Raw genomic sequence first — 17,078 nt, 5'->3', positions numbered from 1 at the left:
TTTTGTGTACAATTCATCTGAAGTCCTCCTTGGTATGGTGAGTGATGTGTTTGACACCCCTGCATCATACCAAGAGGGCTTTTTTTGATCAAGTCCCCGGAAAAGCTCCTAACGGGAATGCTCCTTTCTCATCGCCTCGATCAAAACCGGACCACGGCTATGGCTCGGATACGGCGCGCCGAGCAAATAGGCGATCGTCGGCGCCAGCGAAACGAGGCTTTTTTTCTCATCGACTCGTTTTCCTGCCTCAATCGCCGGGCCGTATAGAAAAAACGGCACATACCGCTCCCCTTCATCGAGGTGGCCGTGGCCGCCGATGCCATCCGCTTGGCCATGGTCGGCGCAGACAATCAATGTCGCGCGCTCGAGCTCGCCCCGTTCCTCAAGCCAGCCGACAAACTCCGCGATCAACGCGTCGGCTTCTTCAATTTTTTCGATATACTCGTCATACAGCACACCGCGGCTATGGCCGGTCTGGTCGGTGGCGATCAATTGCACGACAAGCAAGTCCGGGTGCTGCTCTTCCACAATGCGTTTCGCCCGCTCGATGATATAACGGTCGGCGAGGTCGTTCGGCATGACAGCCGTCACCGTTTCGACATCGTCGCCGAACGAATCGACCAAATGAGCGATGCCAAGCAAGCGGCCTGTTTTCCCTACTTTGCGGAGCGAGTCGAAGATCGTTTCCACTTTCGCTCCGAGCTTCCATACCATATTCGAGCGAATGCCGTGCTCAAACGGATACGTCCCCGTCAGCATCGAGGTGAAGCAGACGACCGTGCGCGCCGGATAGACGGTTTCCATTTGCGCAAATTCCGTCCCTTGCGCGCGCAGCCGCTTTAAAAACGGGGCGTTGGCCGCTTCAAACCGGTCTTTGCGCATCCCATCAATCACGATGACATACACTTTGTCACTGACCGGCGCGGTGGGACTCGGCACATTGTTCGTATAAGTCGGAATGATCTCCGGCTGCCAGTCGAACAAATTCCGATGCAAAATCCATGAAAACAGCCACACCCCAGCGGCAAACAGCCAAAGCGCCCCGCACAGCGGCGCCAAAGCCGCTCCTTGATCGATCTGCTGCGAAGCGTATTCCCATACGGACAAAAGAAGAAAACATTTTGGCAGCTGCTCTTGGGCGTTGCCGCTGGTCGAATCGCTGTTTTTCAGCACCAGCTTCCAAAAGCGGGTGAAATTCCACCACGACGTGCCGATGCGCAAATGGTAATACAGCGTCCCCCAAAAAAAGACGGTAAAGAAAAAGTAAAGCCCCGACGCCAACAACAACAACGACGCATCAGCGAACGACCAAACGATGAGAAACACGACATAAGGGATCCATAAATAATTGCGCAAAAACAGTGGATAATCGTACACATAATAGACAACAAACAACGGCAGCACCGCCGTCAGGCCAATCAGCCATGTCCATGCATGGCCGCCCATAAGATCAGCGGCATGGTAGATGCTCATCGTTCCCACGACAAAAATCGGCGTGAACGGCTTTCCTTCATTCAGCAAATTCCAGCAGCGCGCCGCGATTTTTTCGAATCGTGATGCTTCTTTCATCGCCTCTCCCTTTCCTTTCTCCATACGCTCCGCACCGCCTGCCAGTCGGACCGCCAAAACCACAATACCGCGGCACCAGCGGCGTAAGAAAACAGAAATTTAAAGGCATGTGTCAACACCGCGGCCATATACGCCACATCCCACGGTGCACCAACCGTAGTTAAGGCAAACCCCATCACCGCCTCATACGTTCCGAGTCCACCGGGAGCGATTTGGGCAATTTGTCCGGAAACGGTCGCGCTGTTTGCCCACACCGCCTGTCCAAAAGAAAGCGGTATACCGACCGCTTTGGCGATCACACCTATGACTGCCGCCTCGCACAGCCAGCTCGCCGTCACCGCCCCGACCATCGCCGCGCCGCTCCAGCCGTGAAATACGCTCCGCCATCGCCGCCATAACCGATCGAGGCGGAGCGGACGGCGAAACACGATCACGGTCAGCACGAACCCGGCCGCAACGGCCGCTGCCAAGAGAGAAATGTGGGGAATGTAATGCATATACGCATACATCCCGATGACAGTCAATCCACCAAGCACCGCCATATCAAGGAGCCGCATCACCGCCACCGATTCAATGGCCTCGCTGGCTGAAACACCGGGCTGGCGGGCAAGCAAAGCCATACGCACAGCATCACCGATTTTCACTGGGGCTAGATGGTTAACAAACAAACTAAGCAGCACGGCACGCCAATAAACAGAGAAGGCGATTGGCTTTCCGACATATCGCTTCCACGCCCACGCCCGCAGCCAAAACGACAAGCCATATACGAAAGCAGCGGCAGCCATCTCGATCGGGCGGCTGACTAGCCTGGATAGATGATGGAGCATCTGCCGGCCGTCAAAGCAGCGGTATGTCAACCAAGCGGAAAAGAAAAGAAGCGCGAGCCCAGCTGCTTGCAACGCCGCTTTAGCCGCCGGTTTACCGCTCATATTCGCGCGCCCACGCCACCGTGCGGGCGAGCCCTTCGGCAAACGCCACCTTCGGCTTGTAACCAAACGCCCGCTCCGCCTTCGTGATGTCCGCCCATGTCGCTTTCACATCGCCTTTCCGCTCCGGCGCGTGCACGATTTTCAGATCGGGAAAGTGCTTCCGCAACTCAGCGAGCAGCTGCTCCATGGTGACGGGCGCCCCGGCGCCCAAGTTGAACACTTCGCTTCGCCCACCGCTGCGGTGAAGTGCTGCGATCATGCCCTCCACAATATCATCGATGTACGTATAATCACGCGCCGTTCCTTTGCCATATACGACAATCTCCTCGCCCGCCAGCAATCGGCGCAAAAACGTGCCGATCGCCATATCCGGACGACCCCACGGCCCGTAAACGGTGAAATAGCGAAAAATCGTCATTTGGTAGCCATACAAATGGGCATAGGCATGACAAAACGATTCCGCTCCGTATTTCGCCGCCGCATACGGCGAAACGACGCGGCCGTCAGCCATCTCTTCCCGGAGTGGGACATTGCCGCGGTCGCCGTACACCGATGACGATGAGGCAAACAGCACATGCGCCACCCCCGCTTCCCCCGCCGCCGCCAAAACGTTCACCGTCGCCTTAATGTCATAATCGATGTAAGCGAGCGGATGCGCCAACGAATACGGCACGCCCGGCAGCGCCGCCAAATGGTAGACGACATCGGGGCGAAACTCGGCCAGCCACCTTTTCGTTCGCTCCCCATCAAGCAAATCCAAGCGGACAAGCGGCACCCGGCCGCCGGTGAGCGCGTGAAACTGCCGCTCCTTCCGCTCAACAGGATAGTACGGATGAAAACAATCGATCGCTGCCACTTCATGACCTTGTTCATGCAGACGAGCGGCCAAATGACTGCCAATAAATCCGGCTCCTCCAGTGACAACAATTTTCAACGGTTTCACCCCATTACAAAATGGACTATCCATCAGCATCTTACCACAGCCGCTCGGAAAAGTCGCGGCGCCATGAAAAAAACCAAACGTTTCCGGACAGACGGCTGCCCTGAAGGCACACAAGCTGCCTGACATCCACCATCGAGCACTCTGCCGACATCAAATCCGCTGCCTCCTTCGTCATACAAGAGGGTGTCCCAAAAGGATCGGGACACCCTTTTATAGGTATAAAACAATCATTAAGAAACAATATGTTGTGCTTTGTTAAGGAAAATTACCCTTTTGGGTCATCCCCTTGTTTGCTAGGTTATTTCGCTTTTTCAATCACTTGTTGCAGGGCGGCTTCAATTTGCGGCAGCCATTTGTCACCCTCAGCTTTGTTTTTTGCCTTTGCCGCCTCTAGGTAGCGTGTCGCCTGTTCGTTCAAGTCGGTGTATGCTTTGTCGCCAAGCAGCGTTTTGATATCCTGTTCGATCATGTTAATAAAGAGCGCGCCTTCTAAGGCGGTGATCACCGACTTGTCTTGCCCCCAATTTTCTTTGCTTTCTTCATATTCGTGAAGCGCCACTTTCGCCCATCCGCGCACGAACGCATGGTTCACCGCTTTCGGATCGAGCGTTTTGACATCGGTTTGCAGGTCAAACTGTTTCAAAATGTAGTCCGCCTCCTCCGCGGCATGCCGTTTCATATACGGATAGACGGACTGATAAAACGCCCAGCCTTCCGCCTGCTCCACTTTGGCTTCTTCGGCGTTTTCCTTGGCCGCAGCCGCCGCCTTCGCCGCATAGCCGTGCGGCAGCGCTCCGCTCGCTAAATAGAATGTTTTCATCAATGTTTTGTCCACGACTTGCTTGCCGAGGGCAAATGAGAGCGCATCATCGTTTTGGACCGCTTGCTCCATTTGGGCAAACGCCCCGTTGATCGCGTCAACCAACTTCGTTCCGTAAGCCGCATCGCGCTTTTCCACGGTCGACTGCAAAATCGCGTAAAAGGTTTTGGCTTCCTTAAGCTCTTCCTTTACTTCTTCCTTATTGGCCCAATGTTCTTCTGCTTCGGTAAACTCATGCTTGATCGTCGTGTAAAACACTTTTTGCATCAGCTTGTCAAAAATTTGCTTGACAACCAACGGCTCAAGCGACCCGTCTTTGCCGGCGGCCAGTGCGTTGGTAATATGTTGGTCAAGCGTATCTTCAAATTCCGCGTCACGTTTTTGTACAAGCGGCTGCAGCTTTTCTTTGTAGATGCTCTCCACTTTGCCGAAGTCGACCGCCCCGCCTTGCTTCGCCTTCTCAAGCTCCGCGAGCGCTTCGCTGAACGCTCCCGCATAATCGACTTCCGCTTCTTCCTTCTCGTTCTCCGTCTTCTCTTCCTCTTTCGGCTTTTCTTGTTTTTCCACAGCCGTTTGGTTGCTGCTTTCTTTTTCTGTTCCCGCCGTCTGTTTGCTCTGGCCGCACGCGCCAAGCGCCAACGCCGCGGCGGCAAACACGGCGAGCCACTTCCATTTCAATGACATTATGTATCCCCCCGTTCACACATCCAAAAAAATGATAATCAATATCAATACAATAAGATTATAAGAGAAAATGAATTTCAATGTCAACACATGATGAAAAAGAGAGGACTCCCTCGTTGCCGGTCCTCTCTTTCGCAATCAATCAAACTTTAATCACATTAGGGAAAAATTCGTGGCCCACAACCTCTCCCTGAATGGAGGAAGAGGAAGGAGTGTTCAAGTGCAACAACGGGAATAACAGCTCCGCCACTCGATACGCCTCTTCCAGATGCGGGTAGCCGGACAAAATGAAGTAGCGGATGCCCAGCTGCTCATACTCGCGAAGACGCTCGGCCACGGTTTCCGGATCGCCGACGAGAGCCGTGCCCGCACCCCCGCGCACCAATCCTACCCCAGCCCATAGATTTGGACTGATCTCCAACGAATCCCGCTTTCCGCCGTGCAGCTGTCGCATCCGTTGCTGTCCCACCGAATCGTAACGAGCAAATACCCGTTGCGCCTCTTCAATCGTCCGGTCATCGACATAGCGAATCAATCGCTCTGCCGCTTCCCATGCTTCTTTTTCCGTCTCACGAACGATAATATGGAGACGAACGCCAAATTCGATTTTTCTGCCTTCTTGACGAGCAAGCTCCCTTACCCGTTCGATTTTGTCTTTCACCTGTTCAGGAGGCTCGCCCCAGGTTAAATACACATCCGCATGGCGCGCCGCAACCCGTTGGCCGGCATCCGACGATCCGCCAAAAAAGATGGGCGGATACGGCTTTTGCACCGCTGGAAATAGCAGTTTGGCTCCCTTGACCGACACATGTTTTCCACTCAACGTCACTTCTTCTCCTGCAAGCAATCGACGCCAAATCGTCAAAAACTCGTCCGTTGCCTCATATCTTTCGTCATGGGACAAAAACAACCCATCCCCTGCCAGCTCAACGGGATCGCCACCGGCGACGACATTCACGAGCAGCCGGCTATCGGAAATCCGATCGAATGTGGAAGCCATGCGGGCAGCCAACGTCGGCGTCATCAATCCGGGACGGACAGCGACAAGAAAGCGCAAACGGTCGGTTTCAGCCGCCAATGCCGAAGCGAGCAGCCAAGGATCTTCGCACGATTTGCCGGTTGGAATGAGCACGCCCGTATATCCTAAGCGGTCGGCTGCTTGGGCGACTTGTTTGAAATAGCTGTATTCTGGGGAGCGACCACCTTTTGTCGTCCCTAAATATCGGCCGTCGCCATGAGAAGGGATAAACCAAAGCAACTCCATCTTTTTTCCTCCTTATCCAATCACGGTTTTTTCGGTTGCACAGGAAATGGATTGAAAGACCTCTTCCATCCGCGACAACAAATCGTCAGAAAGCACAAGGCGACCTTCGTCATCATGCCCCAACGTCCAATCCAAAATAAAGACGCCATGCAAGATTTCCCGCGCGCCCAAAATGGAGAAAATCGGTTTGAGCGCGTATTCGAGAGCCAACAGATGAGCAATGGTTCCCCCCGTGACAATCGGCACAACCAGCTTCCCTGCAAACGCCTTTTCCGGAAGCAAATCCAAATACGCTTTTAAAATGCCGGTGTAACTCCCTTTATACACTGGACTTAACGCAATGACCGCTCTCGACTGGCGGATCCAATCATGTGTTTCGGCGATCGGCTCACTCGATGAATGAGCATAAAGCAGATCTTCAGCCGGCAAATCGCGCAATCGGATGAAATGCACCGTGTGGCCGAGCTGTTGCAATTGCTCGCTCACCCATTCAGCCACCCGATTCGTTTTCGAGGTGTGCGACGGGCTTCCAGAAATAATGGCCACCGTTGTCATTTGTTTCCCTCCCACATTCTTTTTTTGCCCCCGTCGTCCTTGACATCCCTTTTGCCCCTTTGGCGGGCGTTGTTCAAGGGGATCCGGCTTTTACAACGCCCCGTCATGTTCAGTAGAACGGCTTGTATTCATGAACTGTTAATGTTACTGGATTACTTTATTGTTCCTTTATGACGACCACAGCATCTTTCGCTTTGACCCGTTTTGAGATCAACCCGGCTTCATAAAAACGATCTGCAATGCGCTGCTGGGCGTCGATCACCTCCTTCGTCAGCGGAAACACACCATATCCTCTTCGGCTCAACGTCCGTTTCCAAATTTCTTCGCCAATTTTCGTTTCTTTGGCCAATAGTTTGGCGGCTTCATCTGGAGAAGAGTGAATTTCTTGATGGACTTTGTTCAGCTGTGCAATGACAGTCTGAGCTACATTGGCATACTGTTTCACATACTCATTCCGCCCCACGATAAATCCATATTGTTTTGGAAGTCCTTTCGCATCAATCAAAATGCGCGCCCCGCCGTTCACTTCGGCATCAGCCAAGAACGGATCCCAAATGACCCAAGCGTCAACATCACCTCGCTCAAACGCAGTTCGCGCTTCAGACGGTTGCAAATACACGGGGGTAATGTCGTTGAGTGTCAATCCAGCTGTCTCCAACGCCGTCAATAACGTATAATGGGCGCTTGACCCTTTGCCGAAAGCCACTTTTTTGCCCTTCAAATCCGCCACCGTATGAATCGACGATGTTTTCGGCACGATGATCGCCCGCGCGACTTCCGGTTCATAGGCAAGATACACCAACTGTGAATCCGGATTGGCCTGCGCCAACACAGCGGGCGCTCCTCCGACATAGCCGATGTCAATCTGTCCTGCATTCAACGCTTCAAGAAGGGGGGGACCGGATTGGAATTCAAACCATTTTACTTGAACGCCATGCTTTTGCAATTGTTTTTCCAAGTACCCCTTCTCTTTCAAAAAGAGAGAAAATGATGATTTTTGAAAGCCAACGTGCAATTCTTTCGGCCAAGAATCCGTCGATGCCGACTGTTTAGGAGAAGACAAGGAAGCAGAACGTTCTTGGCCGCAAGCTGCCAACAACAGGAATGCACTCAACACCGAAAACAAAAGGAGCCTTCTTTTCACTGTCTATAGCGCCCTCCTTTTTTCACTCATCGAAGACGCGGCGATGACTTTCTCATCAGATTCTGCGCTTAAAATGCGGCGCAAAATCGTATCGACCAAATCAGCAAACGCCGCATCGCCGCGCTGACGCGGCCGCGGCAAGCGCACAGGCAAATCAAGCGCGCATTCCCCGTCCTCAATGAGCACGACGCGGTCCGCCAACATCACTGCTTCATCAACATCATGCGTGACCAACAAAGCCGTAAAGCGTTGTTCCCTCCATAATCGTTCGATCAGCCGCTGCATTTCAATTCTCGTTAACGCGTCAAGCGCACCGAGCGGTTCATCAAGCAATAACAACTGTGGACGGCTGATCAATGCGCGGGCGAGCGCCACCCGTTGACGCTGGCCGCCGGATAACACCGATGGCCAATCATTCGCGCGGTCTGCCAAACCGACTTGTTCGAGCACTGTGATTGCTTGTTCTTTCCAGTCACCTTTCAAGCCGAGGCCGACATTGTCGATGACGCGCCGCCATGGCAACAGACGAGCGTCTTGAAACATGACGCGAGCTGCTGTATTCAACCCATGAAGCAACTGTCCATCCAGCTGAATCATGCCGGAAGTCGGCGTCTCCAATCCAGCAGCCAAGCGCAATAGTGTGCTTTTTCCGCAGCCGCTGCGACCAATAATGGCGATAAACTCCCCCGGTTTGACCGTTAAATCAATGCGGCGCAACACTTGTTGATCGCCAAACTGTTTGGCCACTTGCGCAAATACGAGCTCTGCTCCTCGTCCTGTTTCCATCTCTCGCTCTCCTTTCCCACTCCGTTTATGTCAGTTACCGATTTTGATAGTTGACATTCCAGCGAAGCCAACGTTTTTCCAAAAAACGGGCAATGCTGTCTGCGAGCTTGCCAAACAGCGCGTAAAGCAAAATACTGAACACAACGACATCTGTTTGCATAAATTCACGTGCATTCATGGCCAAATACCCGATGCCGCGGTCAGCAGCGATCGTTTCCGCGACGATGAGCGTCAACCACATAATGCCCAGCGCATAGCGCAGCCCGACCAAAATCGACGATAACGCGCCCGGCAGCCAAATGCGCCAAAAAAGCTGCCATGGTCCAAGTCCATAGACGCGCCCCATTTCAAGCAAACCAGCATCGACATTGCGGATGCCATGCAATGTGTTGACATACATCGGAAACAGCACACCTAGCGCAACAAGAAATACTTTCGCCTCCTCCCCGATGCCAAACCATAAAATGACGAGTGGAATCATCGCTAAATGCGGAATATTTCGAATCATCTGAATCGATGTATCCAACCAACGTTCCGCCGGACGAAACACCCCGTTGAGCAAGCCGAGCAGAAATCCGATTGATCCCCCGATCGCAAATCCAGTCAGAGCTCGCCAGAAACTAATGGACAAATGCTGCCATAGCTCTCCTTTTGATGCGAGATTCCAAGCAGCAGCGATCACATCGGTCGGTGCCGGCAGCACCCGCGAAGACAACCAACCAGCTTCTACAGCCGCTTGCCATGCCACAAGCAGAGCAACAGGCAACACCCATGGCACCGCCTTCCCCCAAGTCCATTCTGTCCATCTCGACGATTTCATCGCGTTCCCCCTCCGCATTCCTAGTGTGGTTTCTCATCCAAGCTGCCGCCGTCCTGCGTCCTTGTTGACGGATGACGCTGCGAACGAAGCCAGCCGATGACTTTTTGTCACGAATCACCCCCCGTTTTCCCTTCCCATTCCGTCTCCGCTTCATTTGGCTTCACGCCAAACCGCTTCGTTTACATCGATTTTCTTTGGCAACAACCCTAGCTGGCGAAATTGATCTGCAATCGTTTGCTGCTGGGTGATGACCTCGTTTGTGATCGGTTCCAAGCCATATGTCCGGCGTTTGGATGCGACTTCAAGCGCCGCTTCATCAATGCCGAGTTCCGGCGCCAAAAACTTTGCCACTCCTTTCGGATCGCGGTTTGCCCACTGGTCGACTTTCTTCAGCTCCTCTAAGATGACATGCACGACATCGGCATGATTTTGCGCAAACGAACGCGAAGCGAAGAAAAACTCACGGTTCGCTACCAATCCTTGGCCGTCAGCGAGCACTCGAGCCTTTCCTCCCTTTTCAGCGGCGGCGTAAAACGGGTCCCAAATGGCCCACGCATCAACGCTCCCCTGCTCAAATGCAGCGCGAGCATCGGCTGGTGGCAAATAGACCGGCTGAATGTCAGAAAGTGTCAATCCCGCTTTTTTGAGCACCTGCACAAGCAAATAATGGACATTCGATCCTTTGTTTAACGCCACCTTTTTCCCTTTCAAATCCGCCACTGTCTGAATGGACGAGTCCTTTTTGACTAAAATGGCCTCGGACACAGGATTGGGAGGTGACGTCGCTACATACAAGAGCGGTGTACCAGCCGCTTGAGCAAATACCGGCGGCGCTTCACCGGTATGGCCAAAATCGAGGCTTCCGGCATTCATCGCTTCCAACAGTTGAGGACCTCCCGGAAATAACGCCCATTGTACGGTGTAGCCTAATTTTTTCAGCCGTTTTTCCAAGTCACCACGCGCTTTTAACATGTTGAGTGTCCCGTATTTTTGATAGCCGATGCGGATGACTTTGCTAGATGGCGGAGAGGATGACGATGATTTGGCGTTCGCAGGCTCGTTATGTATTCCGCATCCAGATGCCATCGCCAGCCATAAAGTGACTGCTAACATTCCGCCCAATGTTTTCCAGAATACTTTGTTTTTCATGATCGCTTTTTCCTCCTTTGCTCATTTCTTGCAATGCTTTCACACACGTACGTGATCGTCATTCTTGATCTCCTTCTTAATTATGACTAAATAGACAGGAAAAGTATGAATAATAGGTGTAAAACAAACTTAACCACTAGGAATTGTTGGTTATAAATATAAAGAATTATCTGCCATCTGTCAACCATTTTTCAACAAAAAATAAAAATCCAGAGGAAGAGGCCTCTGGATTTTTCCTATGCCATCACTACACATGTTTGCCGACAAGCTGAGCAAGCGCCTCTTTCGGCTGATAGCCGATCGCTTTATCGACAAGTTCGCCGTTTTTGAACACGAGCAGCGTCGGGATGCTCATGACGCCGAACTTCGACGCTGTTTCCTGGTTTTCATCGACATTCACTTTGACGATTTTCACTTTGTCGCCCATTTCGCGGTCAAGCTCTTCCAGCACCGGAGCGATCATGCGGCACGGTCCGCACCATGGCGCCCAAAAGTCAACGAGCGTGAGGCCGTCTTTCGTTTCTGCGGCGAACGTTTGGTCAGTGGCGTTGACAATCGCCATATGGATTCCCTCCCATCTTCTTGAATGCTGCAAGCAAAGTATACCATGGAATGCATGTCGGCGCGAATGTTTTGCTTCGTTTCTACTATTCGCTTTTGCCGCGGAATTTATCCGTCAAAAAACGGACGGCTGCAGCCGCCCGTGTTGTTCATTACGAATGCACTTTCAGTTTTTTGAACTCTTCGGTGAGGAGCGGAACGACTTCGAACAAATCGCCGACAATGCCGTAGTCCGCGACTTTAAAGATGTTGGCTTCCGGGTCTTTGTTAATGGCGACGATGACTTTCGAGTTGGACATCCCCGCTAAATGCTGGATGGCGCCTGAAATGCCGCAAGCGATGTAAAGGTCCGGCGTGACGACTTTCCCCGTTTGCCCGATTTGCAGCGAGTAGTCGCAATAGCCGGCATCGCACGCCCCGCGCGAAGCGCCGACCGCGCCGCCCAACACTTCGGCGAGCTCTTTGAGCGGCTTGAAGCCTTCGGCGCTTTTGACGCCGCGGCCGCCGGCGACGATCACTTTCGCCTCGGTCAAGTCGACGCCTTCCGCCGTTTTGCGGACGACTTCTTTGACAATTGCGCGCAAGTCTTTAATCTCGACGGCGAGCGCTTCCACGCTGCCTGTGCGCGACTCGTCGCGCTCAAGAGGCGCGATGTTGTTCGGACGCACCGTCGCAAAGATGATGCCGCTTGTCACGATTTTCTTTTCAAACGCTTTGCCGGAGTAGATCGGACGGGTAAAGACGATGTTGCCGCCTGCCTCTTCGACGGCGACGACGTCGGAAACGAGGCCGGCGTCGAGCTTGATGGCCAATTTCGGCGACAAGTCTTTGCCGAGCGCCGTATGGCCGAAGACGATGCCTTCCGGCTGCTCTTTGTCAATCACGGCTTTTAACGCTTGCGAATAGCCATCTGATGTATAAAATTTCAAATTCGGATGTTCGATGACGACGACGCGGTCCGCACCGCGGTAAATGAGTTCGTTCGCATGCGCCTGCACTTGGTCGCCGACGAGCACCGAGACGACTTCCCCGCCTTCGGCGATCGTTTTGGCCGCTGCAATGGCTTCAAACGAAACGTTCCGCAGCGATCCATCCCGCACTTCTGCTAAGGTCAATACTTTACGTGCCATGTTTCAGTCCCCCTATCCTTTGATTCCCCGTTGTGCTTCATCCGAACGCCGACAGCGGTTTCCGCTTATACCACTTTCGCTTCGGAGCGGAGCAGCTGAACGAGTTCCTTCACTTGATCGGCGATCTCGCCTTGCAAAATTTTGCCCGCTTCGCGCTTCGGCGGCAAGAACACTTCGATCGTTTTTGTTTTCGCTTCAACATCATCTTCCTCGAGGTCCAAATCGTCAAGCTCCAGCTCCTCAAGCGGTTTCTTTTTCGCTTTCATGATCCCAGGCAACGACGGATAGCGCGGTTCATTCAGCCCTTGTTGAGCGGTGACAAGGAGCGGCAGCGACGTTTCGATGATTTCCTCATCCCCCTCGACGTCGCGCACAACGGTCACTTTGCCGCCGTCGGCAATGTCCAGCTTCGTGATCGTCGTCACATACGGAATGCCGAGCAATTCCGCAACGCGCGGGCCGACTTGCCCGGAACCGCCGTCAATAGCGACGTTGCCGGCTAAAATCAAGTCCGGGTTTTTGTCTTTTAAGTATTCAGCGAGCACTTTCGCCGTCGTATATTGGTCTTGTTCTTCGACATCATCGTCAATGTTGATGAGCACCGCTTTATCGCAGCCCATGGCGAGCGCCGTGCGCAGCTCTTTTTCCGCTTCCTCGCTGCCGACGGTGACGACCGTCACTTCACCGCCGTGTTTGTCGCGGACTTGAATGGCTTCTTCAATGGCGTATTCGTCGTACGGGTTGATGATGAATTCAGCGCCTTCCTCGTTGATCTTGCCATTGACGATGGAGATTTTTTCTTCCGTGTCAAAGGTGCGTTTCATCAACACAAAAATGTTCATGTCGTTCCCCTCCTCGGTTTGGTCGAACATTGTTTCATGTTCCAACATTCAGATATTTACAGGGATCATTTCCCTTTAAAGACAGGCGGCCGTTTTTCCAAAAACGCCTGCACGCCTTCTTTTGCATCCTCGGATCCAAACACGCGGCCAAACCATTCCGCTTCCTCGCGCACTGCCTCGGCAAACGATTTTTCCTTCGCGGCGTTGAGCAGTTCAATCGTCGCACGGACGGAAAGCGGACTTTTGGCGGCGATCTTTTTCGCCAACGCTTTTGCTTCATCAAGAAGCCGCTCTTCCGGCACCGCCTTGTTGGCAAGCCCCCATTCAACCGCTTCGAGTCCGGTGATCGGCTCGCTCGTCCACATCATTTCCGCCGCTTTGCCAAAGCCGACGTAGCGCACAAGCCGCTGCGTGCCAGCAAATCCAGGGATGATGCCAAGCTGCAGCTCCGGAAGGCCGAGTTTGGCGTTTTCCGCCACCACGCGAATGTGGCAGCTCATAGCCAGCTCCAACCCACCGCCTAATGCGGCGCCGTGAATCGCCGCAATGACTGGTTTGGAAAAGCGTTCGATCCGCTCCATCACGAGTTGGCCGTTGCGCGACAAGCCGGATGCCTCCTCAGCGGAAGCGATGGACGTGAATTCTTTAATATCGGCGCCGGCTGAGAAAAATCTTCCTTCGCCATGAAGCAACACGACGCGCACGTCCGGGTCGGTCTCGAGCTCGTCCAACACGGTTGAAAGCTCTTTCAAAACCGCTGATGAAAGGGCGTTCGCCGGCGGCCGCGAAAACGTCACGACGGCGACGAACTCCTCTTTCGCTATGCGAAAATGCTCCATGAAGCCTCTCCCCTTTCTGCCTTTCCTAACGCCCGGCGGCGCACCCTTTGACGAGCAGTTCGTACACCGGATCGGCGAGGGCGGCCAAGTCATACTTTTGCTCGTTCATCACCCACGTCGTCACCGTTTCATCCAGGGTGCCAAAGATCATTTGCCGAGTGAGCCGGACGTCTAAATCTTGGCGAAACTCCCCTTTTTCCATCCCCTCCATGATGATGCGGTCGATGAGCCGCAAATATCCTTTCAGCACCTCATTGATGCGATGGCGCAGCTCTTTGTTCGACTGGCGCAGCTCAAGCTGCGTCACGACCGCCATATGCGGATCAGCGGCGAGGGCGGAAAAATGAGTTTTCACCAATACATACAATTTCTCTAGGGGGCTTGAAATTCCTTCTGTCTCTTGTTCAATTTTCTCGATGAACGCCCCCATCTTTTCCTGAAAAAGCGAAATTAAAATATCCTCTTTGTTTTTAAAATAAAGGTAGATCGTGCCGTCGGCGACACCGGCCTGCTTGGCGATTTTCGACACCTGTGCTTGATGGTAGCCGTGCTCGGCGATGACGACGACGGCAGCGTCAATGATTTGCTTAAATTTCGGCTTTTCCCTCCGCAATATGGATTCTCCTTTTCTCACTTTCCATCCGCCAAATGAATGAACCATCATTCATATTTTCATTTTACGGGCAATTCTGCCGATTTGTCAAGCTTCTTTTTCTCCTCTTCCACCAACACGCGGCGCAAAATTTTGCCGACCGCCGTCTTCGGCAATTCGCTGCGGAACTCGTAGATGCGCGGCACTTTGTAAGCAGCCAGGCGCTGGCGCATAAACGCGTCAAGCTCCTGTTCGCTGCACATCTCCCCCGGCTTTAACACGACGAACGCTTTCACCGTCTCGCCGCGGTACGGATCCGGAACGCCGATCACGGCCGCTTCCTGCACTTTCGGGTGCTCGTACAGCGCTTCTTCGACTTCGCGCGGGTAAATGTTGTAACCGCCGGCGATAATGACATCTTTCTTGCGGTCGACGATATAAAAATACCCCCGCTCATCCATATAGCCGATGTCACCTGTATACAGCCAACCGTCGCGCAGCACTTGCTCGGTCTCCTCCGGACGGTTCCAATAGCCTTTCATCACTTGCGGCCCGCGCACGACGAGTTCTCCACGCTCGCCCGGCTTTGCTTCCTCACCCGTTTCCAAGGAAATGATTTTCGCGTCCGTATCCGGCCACGGAACGCCGATGCTTCCTTTCACCCGCTCCCCATCCCAAAGGAAGTTGCTGTGGGTGACAGGGGACGCCTCGGTCAACCCATAGCCTTCAATCAATTTTCCGCCCGTCACCCGTTCAAACTGCTCCTGCACCTCAACCGGCAACGGAGCGGAGCCGCTGATGCAGACGTTGATCGAGGATAAATCATATTTCGGCAAATCCGGATGGTTCAACAAAGCGATGTACATCGTCGGCGCGCCTGGGAACATCGTCGGCCGGGTGCGCTCGATTGCTTTTAATGTTTGCTTGACATCAAAGCGCGGGAGCAGCACCATTTTGCTCGCCATCATCACGGACAAATTCATCACCGTCGTCATGCCGTACACGTGGAAAAACGGAAGCACACCGAGCACCGTTTCTTTTCCTTTTTCGCATTTATACACCCAATGAGCGCACATGAGCGTATTGGCGATCAAATTGCGATGCGTCAACATGGCCGCTTTCGGATGCCCCGTCGTGCCGCCTGTATATTGCAGCAGCGCCACATCTTCCACCGGATCAATGTCCTCCCCGATCGGCGCCGTCTCTTTGCAGCTCATGATCGTGCGGAACAGATGAACAGTTTCGCTTTCCGCGATGCGGACAATCGGCATGTTTTGCTTCCGCTGCACAAGCGGATACAGCCATTTCTTCACCGTGGGCAAATAATCTTGCATTCTCGTGACAATCCAATGTTTGACTGGCGTCCTCCCTTTCACCTTTTCCGCCTTTGGATACAGAAGATCCATCGTCACGAGCACCGAGGCGCCGCTGTCGTTCAGCTGGTATTCAAGCTCATACTCGGTGTAAAGCGGATTCGTCTGCACGACGATGCCGCCGGCTAGGAGCGTCCCATAGTAGCTGATGACCGCCTGCGGGCAGTTCGGCAGCATCACCGCCACCCGATCCCCTTTTTTCAATCCGATCGTCCGCAAATAATGCGCGAATGTCAATGCTTGCTCGTACAGCTCGCGAAACGTCATCGTCTTTCCGAAAAAGTCGATCGCCTCATGGTCTCCGAATTGTTCCGCCGTCTCCCGCAAATAGTCGGAAAGCGTTTTCTTTGGATAGTCGAGCGTATGCGGAATCTCCGGCGGGTAGTGAGCGAGCCACGGTTTTTCCATCCCAATCCCCCCTTACTTCTATTTTATTTTACTTTTTCTAATTTTTCATCAAAAAAACGCCTCGCCTGAGCGAGACGTCACCAAAACCAGTACACCAAACCAACGAAGAAAAAGCACGCGCAAATGACAAACAAGATTTTCGCCAGCACATCGACCGATCGGTTGCGCACGGCCATATAGACGATGCCGGCGATCAAAAACAGCCCGACCGCAATCAACAACCATTTCACTACTGCGTTCATTCGTTGTTCCCCTTTACTGAATGCCTTCGCCGATGACAAACGACAAGCCGACGGAAATCACCATAGAAATCAAGCCGACGGCCCGGTTGTCATTGGCAATTTCGTCATCAATATTGAATTTCGGCGTCAAAAATTCGTAAATAAAGTACGCGGCCAGCAGAAGCAAAAACCCGTACAGCCCCCAGCCAATCATCGACGGCAGCGACTCATGGCGGGCGAGCGCATAGCGAAAAATGTTGGCGATGCCGAAAATTTTCCCGCCGGTTGCCATCGCCACCGCCACATTGCCTTTGCGAATCTCTTCCCAGTTTTTGTACTTCGTCACCAATTCAAATACGGCTAAAAAGACGACGATGCACAACACGGCGACGCTGAAATTGGCCGCCGTTTTCACCATGTCGTGCTCCCAAAACGACGCCATTGCCATC

At 53.2% G+C, this 17,078-nt stretch carries 19 protein-coding genes; all 19 read right to left on the bottom strand.

The window, feature by feature from the left end:
* Nucleotides 1-108: 108 nt before the first annotated feature.
* The gene (locus tag ACVBDQ_RS05745; protein WP_446663079.1) at nt 109-1,569 is read right to left on the bottom strand and encodes an alkaline phosphatase family protein; all 1,461 of its coding nucleotides are present in this window, start codon (nt 1,567-1,569) and stop codon (nt 109-111) included.
* Complete coding sequence (locus ACVBDQ_RS05740) at nt 1,566-2,498, bottom strand: lysylphosphatidylglycerol synthase transmembrane domain-containing protein (RefSeq protein WP_021322163.1); 933 nt, start codon at nt 2,496-2,498, stop codon at nt 1,566-1,568. Before ACVBDQ_RS05740 ends, ACVBDQ_RS05745 begins: the two co-directional genes overlap by 4 nt.
* Nucleotides 2,488-3,432: an NAD-dependent epimerase/dehydratase family protein gene (locus tag ACVBDQ_RS05735; protein ID WP_020278121.1), complete on the bottom strand. Its 945-nt coding sequence runs from the start codon at nt 3,430-3,432 to the stop codon at nt 2,488-2,490. The genes ACVBDQ_RS05740 and ACVBDQ_RS05735 overlap by 11 nt, the downstream gene beginning before the upstream one ends.
* Nucleotides 3,433-3,472: 40 nt before the next feature.
* On the bottom strand, nt 3,473-3,595 hold the full coding sequence (locus tag ACVBDQ_RS05730; RefSeq protein ID WP_014196475.1) for a hypothetical protein: 123 nt from the start codon (nt 3,593-3,595) through the stop codon (nt 3,473-3,475).
* A 144-nt stretch (nt 3,596-3,739) separates the two neighbouring features.
* On the bottom strand, nt 3,740-4,945 hold the full coding sequence (locus tag ACVBDQ_RS05725; protein ID WP_014196476.1) for a hypothetical protein: 1,206 nt from the start codon (nt 4,943-4,945) through the stop codon (nt 3,740-3,742).
* A gap of 142 nt (nt 4,946-5,087) precedes the next feature.
* Nucleotides 5,088-6,209, bottom strand: coding sequence for an FMNH2-dependent alkanesulfonate monooxygenase (gene ssuD / locus ACVBDQ_RS05720; RefSeq protein WP_014196478.1), 1,122 nt, complete (start codon nt 6,207-6,209; stop codon nt 5,088-5,090).
* Nucleotides 6,210-6,221: 12 nt separating this feature from the next.
* On the bottom strand, nt 6,222-6,764 hold the full coding sequence (gene ssuE, locus ACVBDQ_RS05715; RefSeq protein ID WP_014196479.1) for an NADPH-dependent FMN reductase: 543 nt from the start codon (nt 6,762-6,764) through the stop codon (nt 6,222-6,224).
* A 157-nt stretch (nt 6,765-6,921) separates the two neighbouring features.
* Nucleotides 6,922-7,881 (bottom strand): aliphatic sulfonate ABC transporter substrate-binding protein, encoded by a 960-nt coding sequence (locus ACVBDQ_RS05710; protein WP_223812691.1) that lies wholly within the window; start codon nt 7,879-7,881, stop codon nt 6,922-6,924.
* 30 nt (nt 7,882-7,911) lie between these two features.
* Nucleotides 7,912-8,694 (bottom strand): ATP-binding cassette domain-containing protein, encoded by a 783-nt coding sequence (locus tag ACVBDQ_RS05705; protein WP_014196481.1) that lies wholly within the window; start codon nt 8,692-8,694, stop codon nt 7,912-7,914.
* Between the two features lie 34 nt (nt 8,695-8,728).
* Nucleotides 8,729-9,514: an aliphatic sulfonate ABC transporter permease SsuC gene (gene ssuC / locus ACVBDQ_RS05700; RefSeq protein ID WP_014196482.1), complete on the bottom strand. Its 786-nt coding sequence runs from the start codon at nt 9,512-9,514 to the stop codon at nt 8,729-8,731.
* Nucleotides 9,515-9,664: 150 nt separating this feature from the next.
* Nucleotides 9,665-10,663 carry a sulfonate ABC transporter substrate-binding protein gene (locus ACVBDQ_RS05695; protein ID WP_014196483.1) on the bottom strand — a complete coding sequence of 333 codons (999 nt, stop codon included), beginning with the start codon at nt 10,661-10,663 and terminating at the stop codon, nt 9,665-9,667.
* Nucleotides 10,664-10,910: 247 nt separating this feature from the next.
* Nucleotides 10,911-11,225: a thioredoxin gene (trxA, locus tag ACVBDQ_RS05690; RefSeq protein ID WP_014196485.1), complete on the bottom strand. Its 315-nt coding sequence runs from the start codon at nt 11,223-11,225 to the stop codon at nt 10,911-10,913.
* Between the two features lie 151 nt (nt 11,226-11,376).
* Complete coding sequence (locus ACVBDQ_RS05685; RefSeq protein ID WP_011232160.1) at nt 11,377-12,354, bottom strand: electron transfer flavoprotein subunit alpha/FixB family protein; 978 nt, start codon at nt 12,352-12,354, stop codon at nt 11,377-11,379.
* A gap of 65 nt (nt 12,355-12,419) precedes the next feature.
* Nucleotides 12,420-13,196: an electron transfer flavoprotein subunit beta/FixA family protein gene (locus ACVBDQ_RS05680; RefSeq protein ID WP_011232161.1), complete on the bottom strand. Its 777-nt coding sequence runs from the start codon at nt 13,194-13,196 to the stop codon at nt 12,420-12,422.
* A 65-nt stretch (nt 13,197-13,261) separates the two neighbouring features.
* Entirely contained in the window at nt 13,262-14,035 is a 774-nt protein-coding gene (locus ACVBDQ_RS05675; RefSeq protein ID WP_110107674.1) for an enoyl-CoA hydratase, read from the bottom strand.
* A gap of 25 nt (nt 14,036-14,060) precedes the next feature.
* Nucleotides 14,061-14,648, bottom strand: coding sequence for a TetR/AcrR family transcriptional regulator (locus ACVBDQ_RS05670; protein WP_011232163.1), 588 nt, complete (start codon nt 14,646-14,648; stop codon nt 14,061-14,063).
* Nucleotides 14,649-14,707: 59 nt separating this feature from the next.
* A complete protein-coding gene (locus ACVBDQ_RS05665; protein ID WP_446663078.1) occupies nt 14,708-16,408 on the bottom strand; it encodes a long-chain-fatty-acid--CoA ligase in 1,701 nt (566 codons plus the stop codon).
* A gap of 77 nt (nt 16,409-16,485) precedes the next feature.
* Nucleotides 16,486-16,650: a hypothetical protein gene (locus ACVBDQ_RS05660; RefSeq protein ID WP_011232165.1), complete on the bottom strand. Its 165-nt coding sequence runs from the start codon at nt 16,648-16,650 to the stop codon at nt 16,486-16,488.
* A gap of 13 nt (nt 16,651-16,663) precedes the next feature.
* Complete coding sequence (locus ACVBDQ_RS05655; protein ID WP_015375560.1) at nt 16,664-17,071, bottom strand: DUF350 domain-containing protein; 408 nt, start codon at nt 17,069-17,071, stop codon at nt 16,664-16,666.
* Between the last annotated feature and the right edge of the window lie 7 nt (nt 17,072-17,078).

This window comes from Geobacillus sp. CCR (genome assembly GCF_052906625.1).
Note: the sequence above shows the minus strand (reverse complement) of the source record. Positions and strands in the feature narration are given on the sequence as shown.

Bases quoted from the DNA above. Each gene is read 5' to 3' on its own strand.
- ACVBDQ_RS05745 (WP_446663079.1), bottom strand. From the start codon at position 1,569: ATGAAAGAAGCATCACGATTCGAAAAAATCGCGGCGCGCTGCTGGAAT.
- ACVBDQ_RS05740 (WP_021322163.1), bottom strand. From the start codon at position 2,498: ATGAGCGGTAAACCGGCGGCTAAAGCGGCGTTGCAAGCAGCTGGGCTC.
- ACVBDQ_RS05725 (WP_014196476.1), bottom strand. From the start codon at position 4,945: ATGTCATTGAAATGGAAGTGGCTCGCCGTGTTTGCCGCCGCGGCGTTG.
- ssuD (WP_014196478.1), bottom strand. From the start codon at position 6,209: ATGGAGTTGCTTTGGTTTATCCCTTCTCATGGCGACGGCCGATATTTA.
- ssuE (WP_014196479.1), bottom strand. From the start codon at position 6,764: ATGACAACGGTGGCCATTATTTCTGGAAGCCCGTCGCACACCTCGAAA.
- ACVBDQ_RS05705 (WP_014196481.1), bottom strand. From the start codon at position 8,694: ATGGAAACAGGACGAGGAGCAGAGCTCGTATTTGCGCAAGTGGCCAAA.
- ssuC (WP_014196482.1), bottom strand. From the start codon at position 9,514: ATGAAATCGTCGAGATGGACAGAATGGACTTGGGGGAAGGCGGTGCCA.
- ACVBDQ_RS05695 (WP_014196483.1), bottom strand. From the start codon at position 10,663: ATGAAAAACAAAGTATTCTGGAAAACATTGGGCGGAATGTTAGCAGTC.
- trxA (WP_014196485.1), bottom strand. From the start codon at position 11,225: ATGGCGATTGTCAACGCCACTGACCAAACGTTCGCCGCAGAAACGAAA.
- ACVBDQ_RS05685 (WP_011232160.1), bottom strand. From the start codon at position 12,354: ATGGCACGTAAAGTATTGACCTTAGCAGAAGTGCGGGATGGATCGCTG.
- ACVBDQ_RS05680 (WP_011232161.1), bottom strand. From the start codon at position 13,196: ATGAACATTTTTGTGTTGATGAAACGCACCTTTGACACGGAAGAAAAA.
- ACVBDQ_RS05675 (WP_110107674.1), bottom strand. From the start codon at position 14,035: ATGGAGCATTTTCGCATAGCGAAAGAGGAGTTCGTCGCCGTCGTGACG.
- ACVBDQ_RS05665 (WP_446663078.1), bottom strand. From the start codon at position 16,408: ATGGAAAAACCGTGGCTCGCTCACTACCCGCCGGAGATTCCGCATACG.
- ACVBDQ_RS05660 (WP_011232165.1), bottom strand. From the start codon at position 16,650: ATGAACGCAGTAGTGAAATGGTTGTTGATTGCGGTCGGGCTGTTTTTG.
- ACVBDQ_RS05655 (WP_015375560.1), bottom strand. From the start codon at position 17,071: ATGGCGTCGTTTTGGGAGCACGACATGGTGAAAACGGCGGCCAATTTC.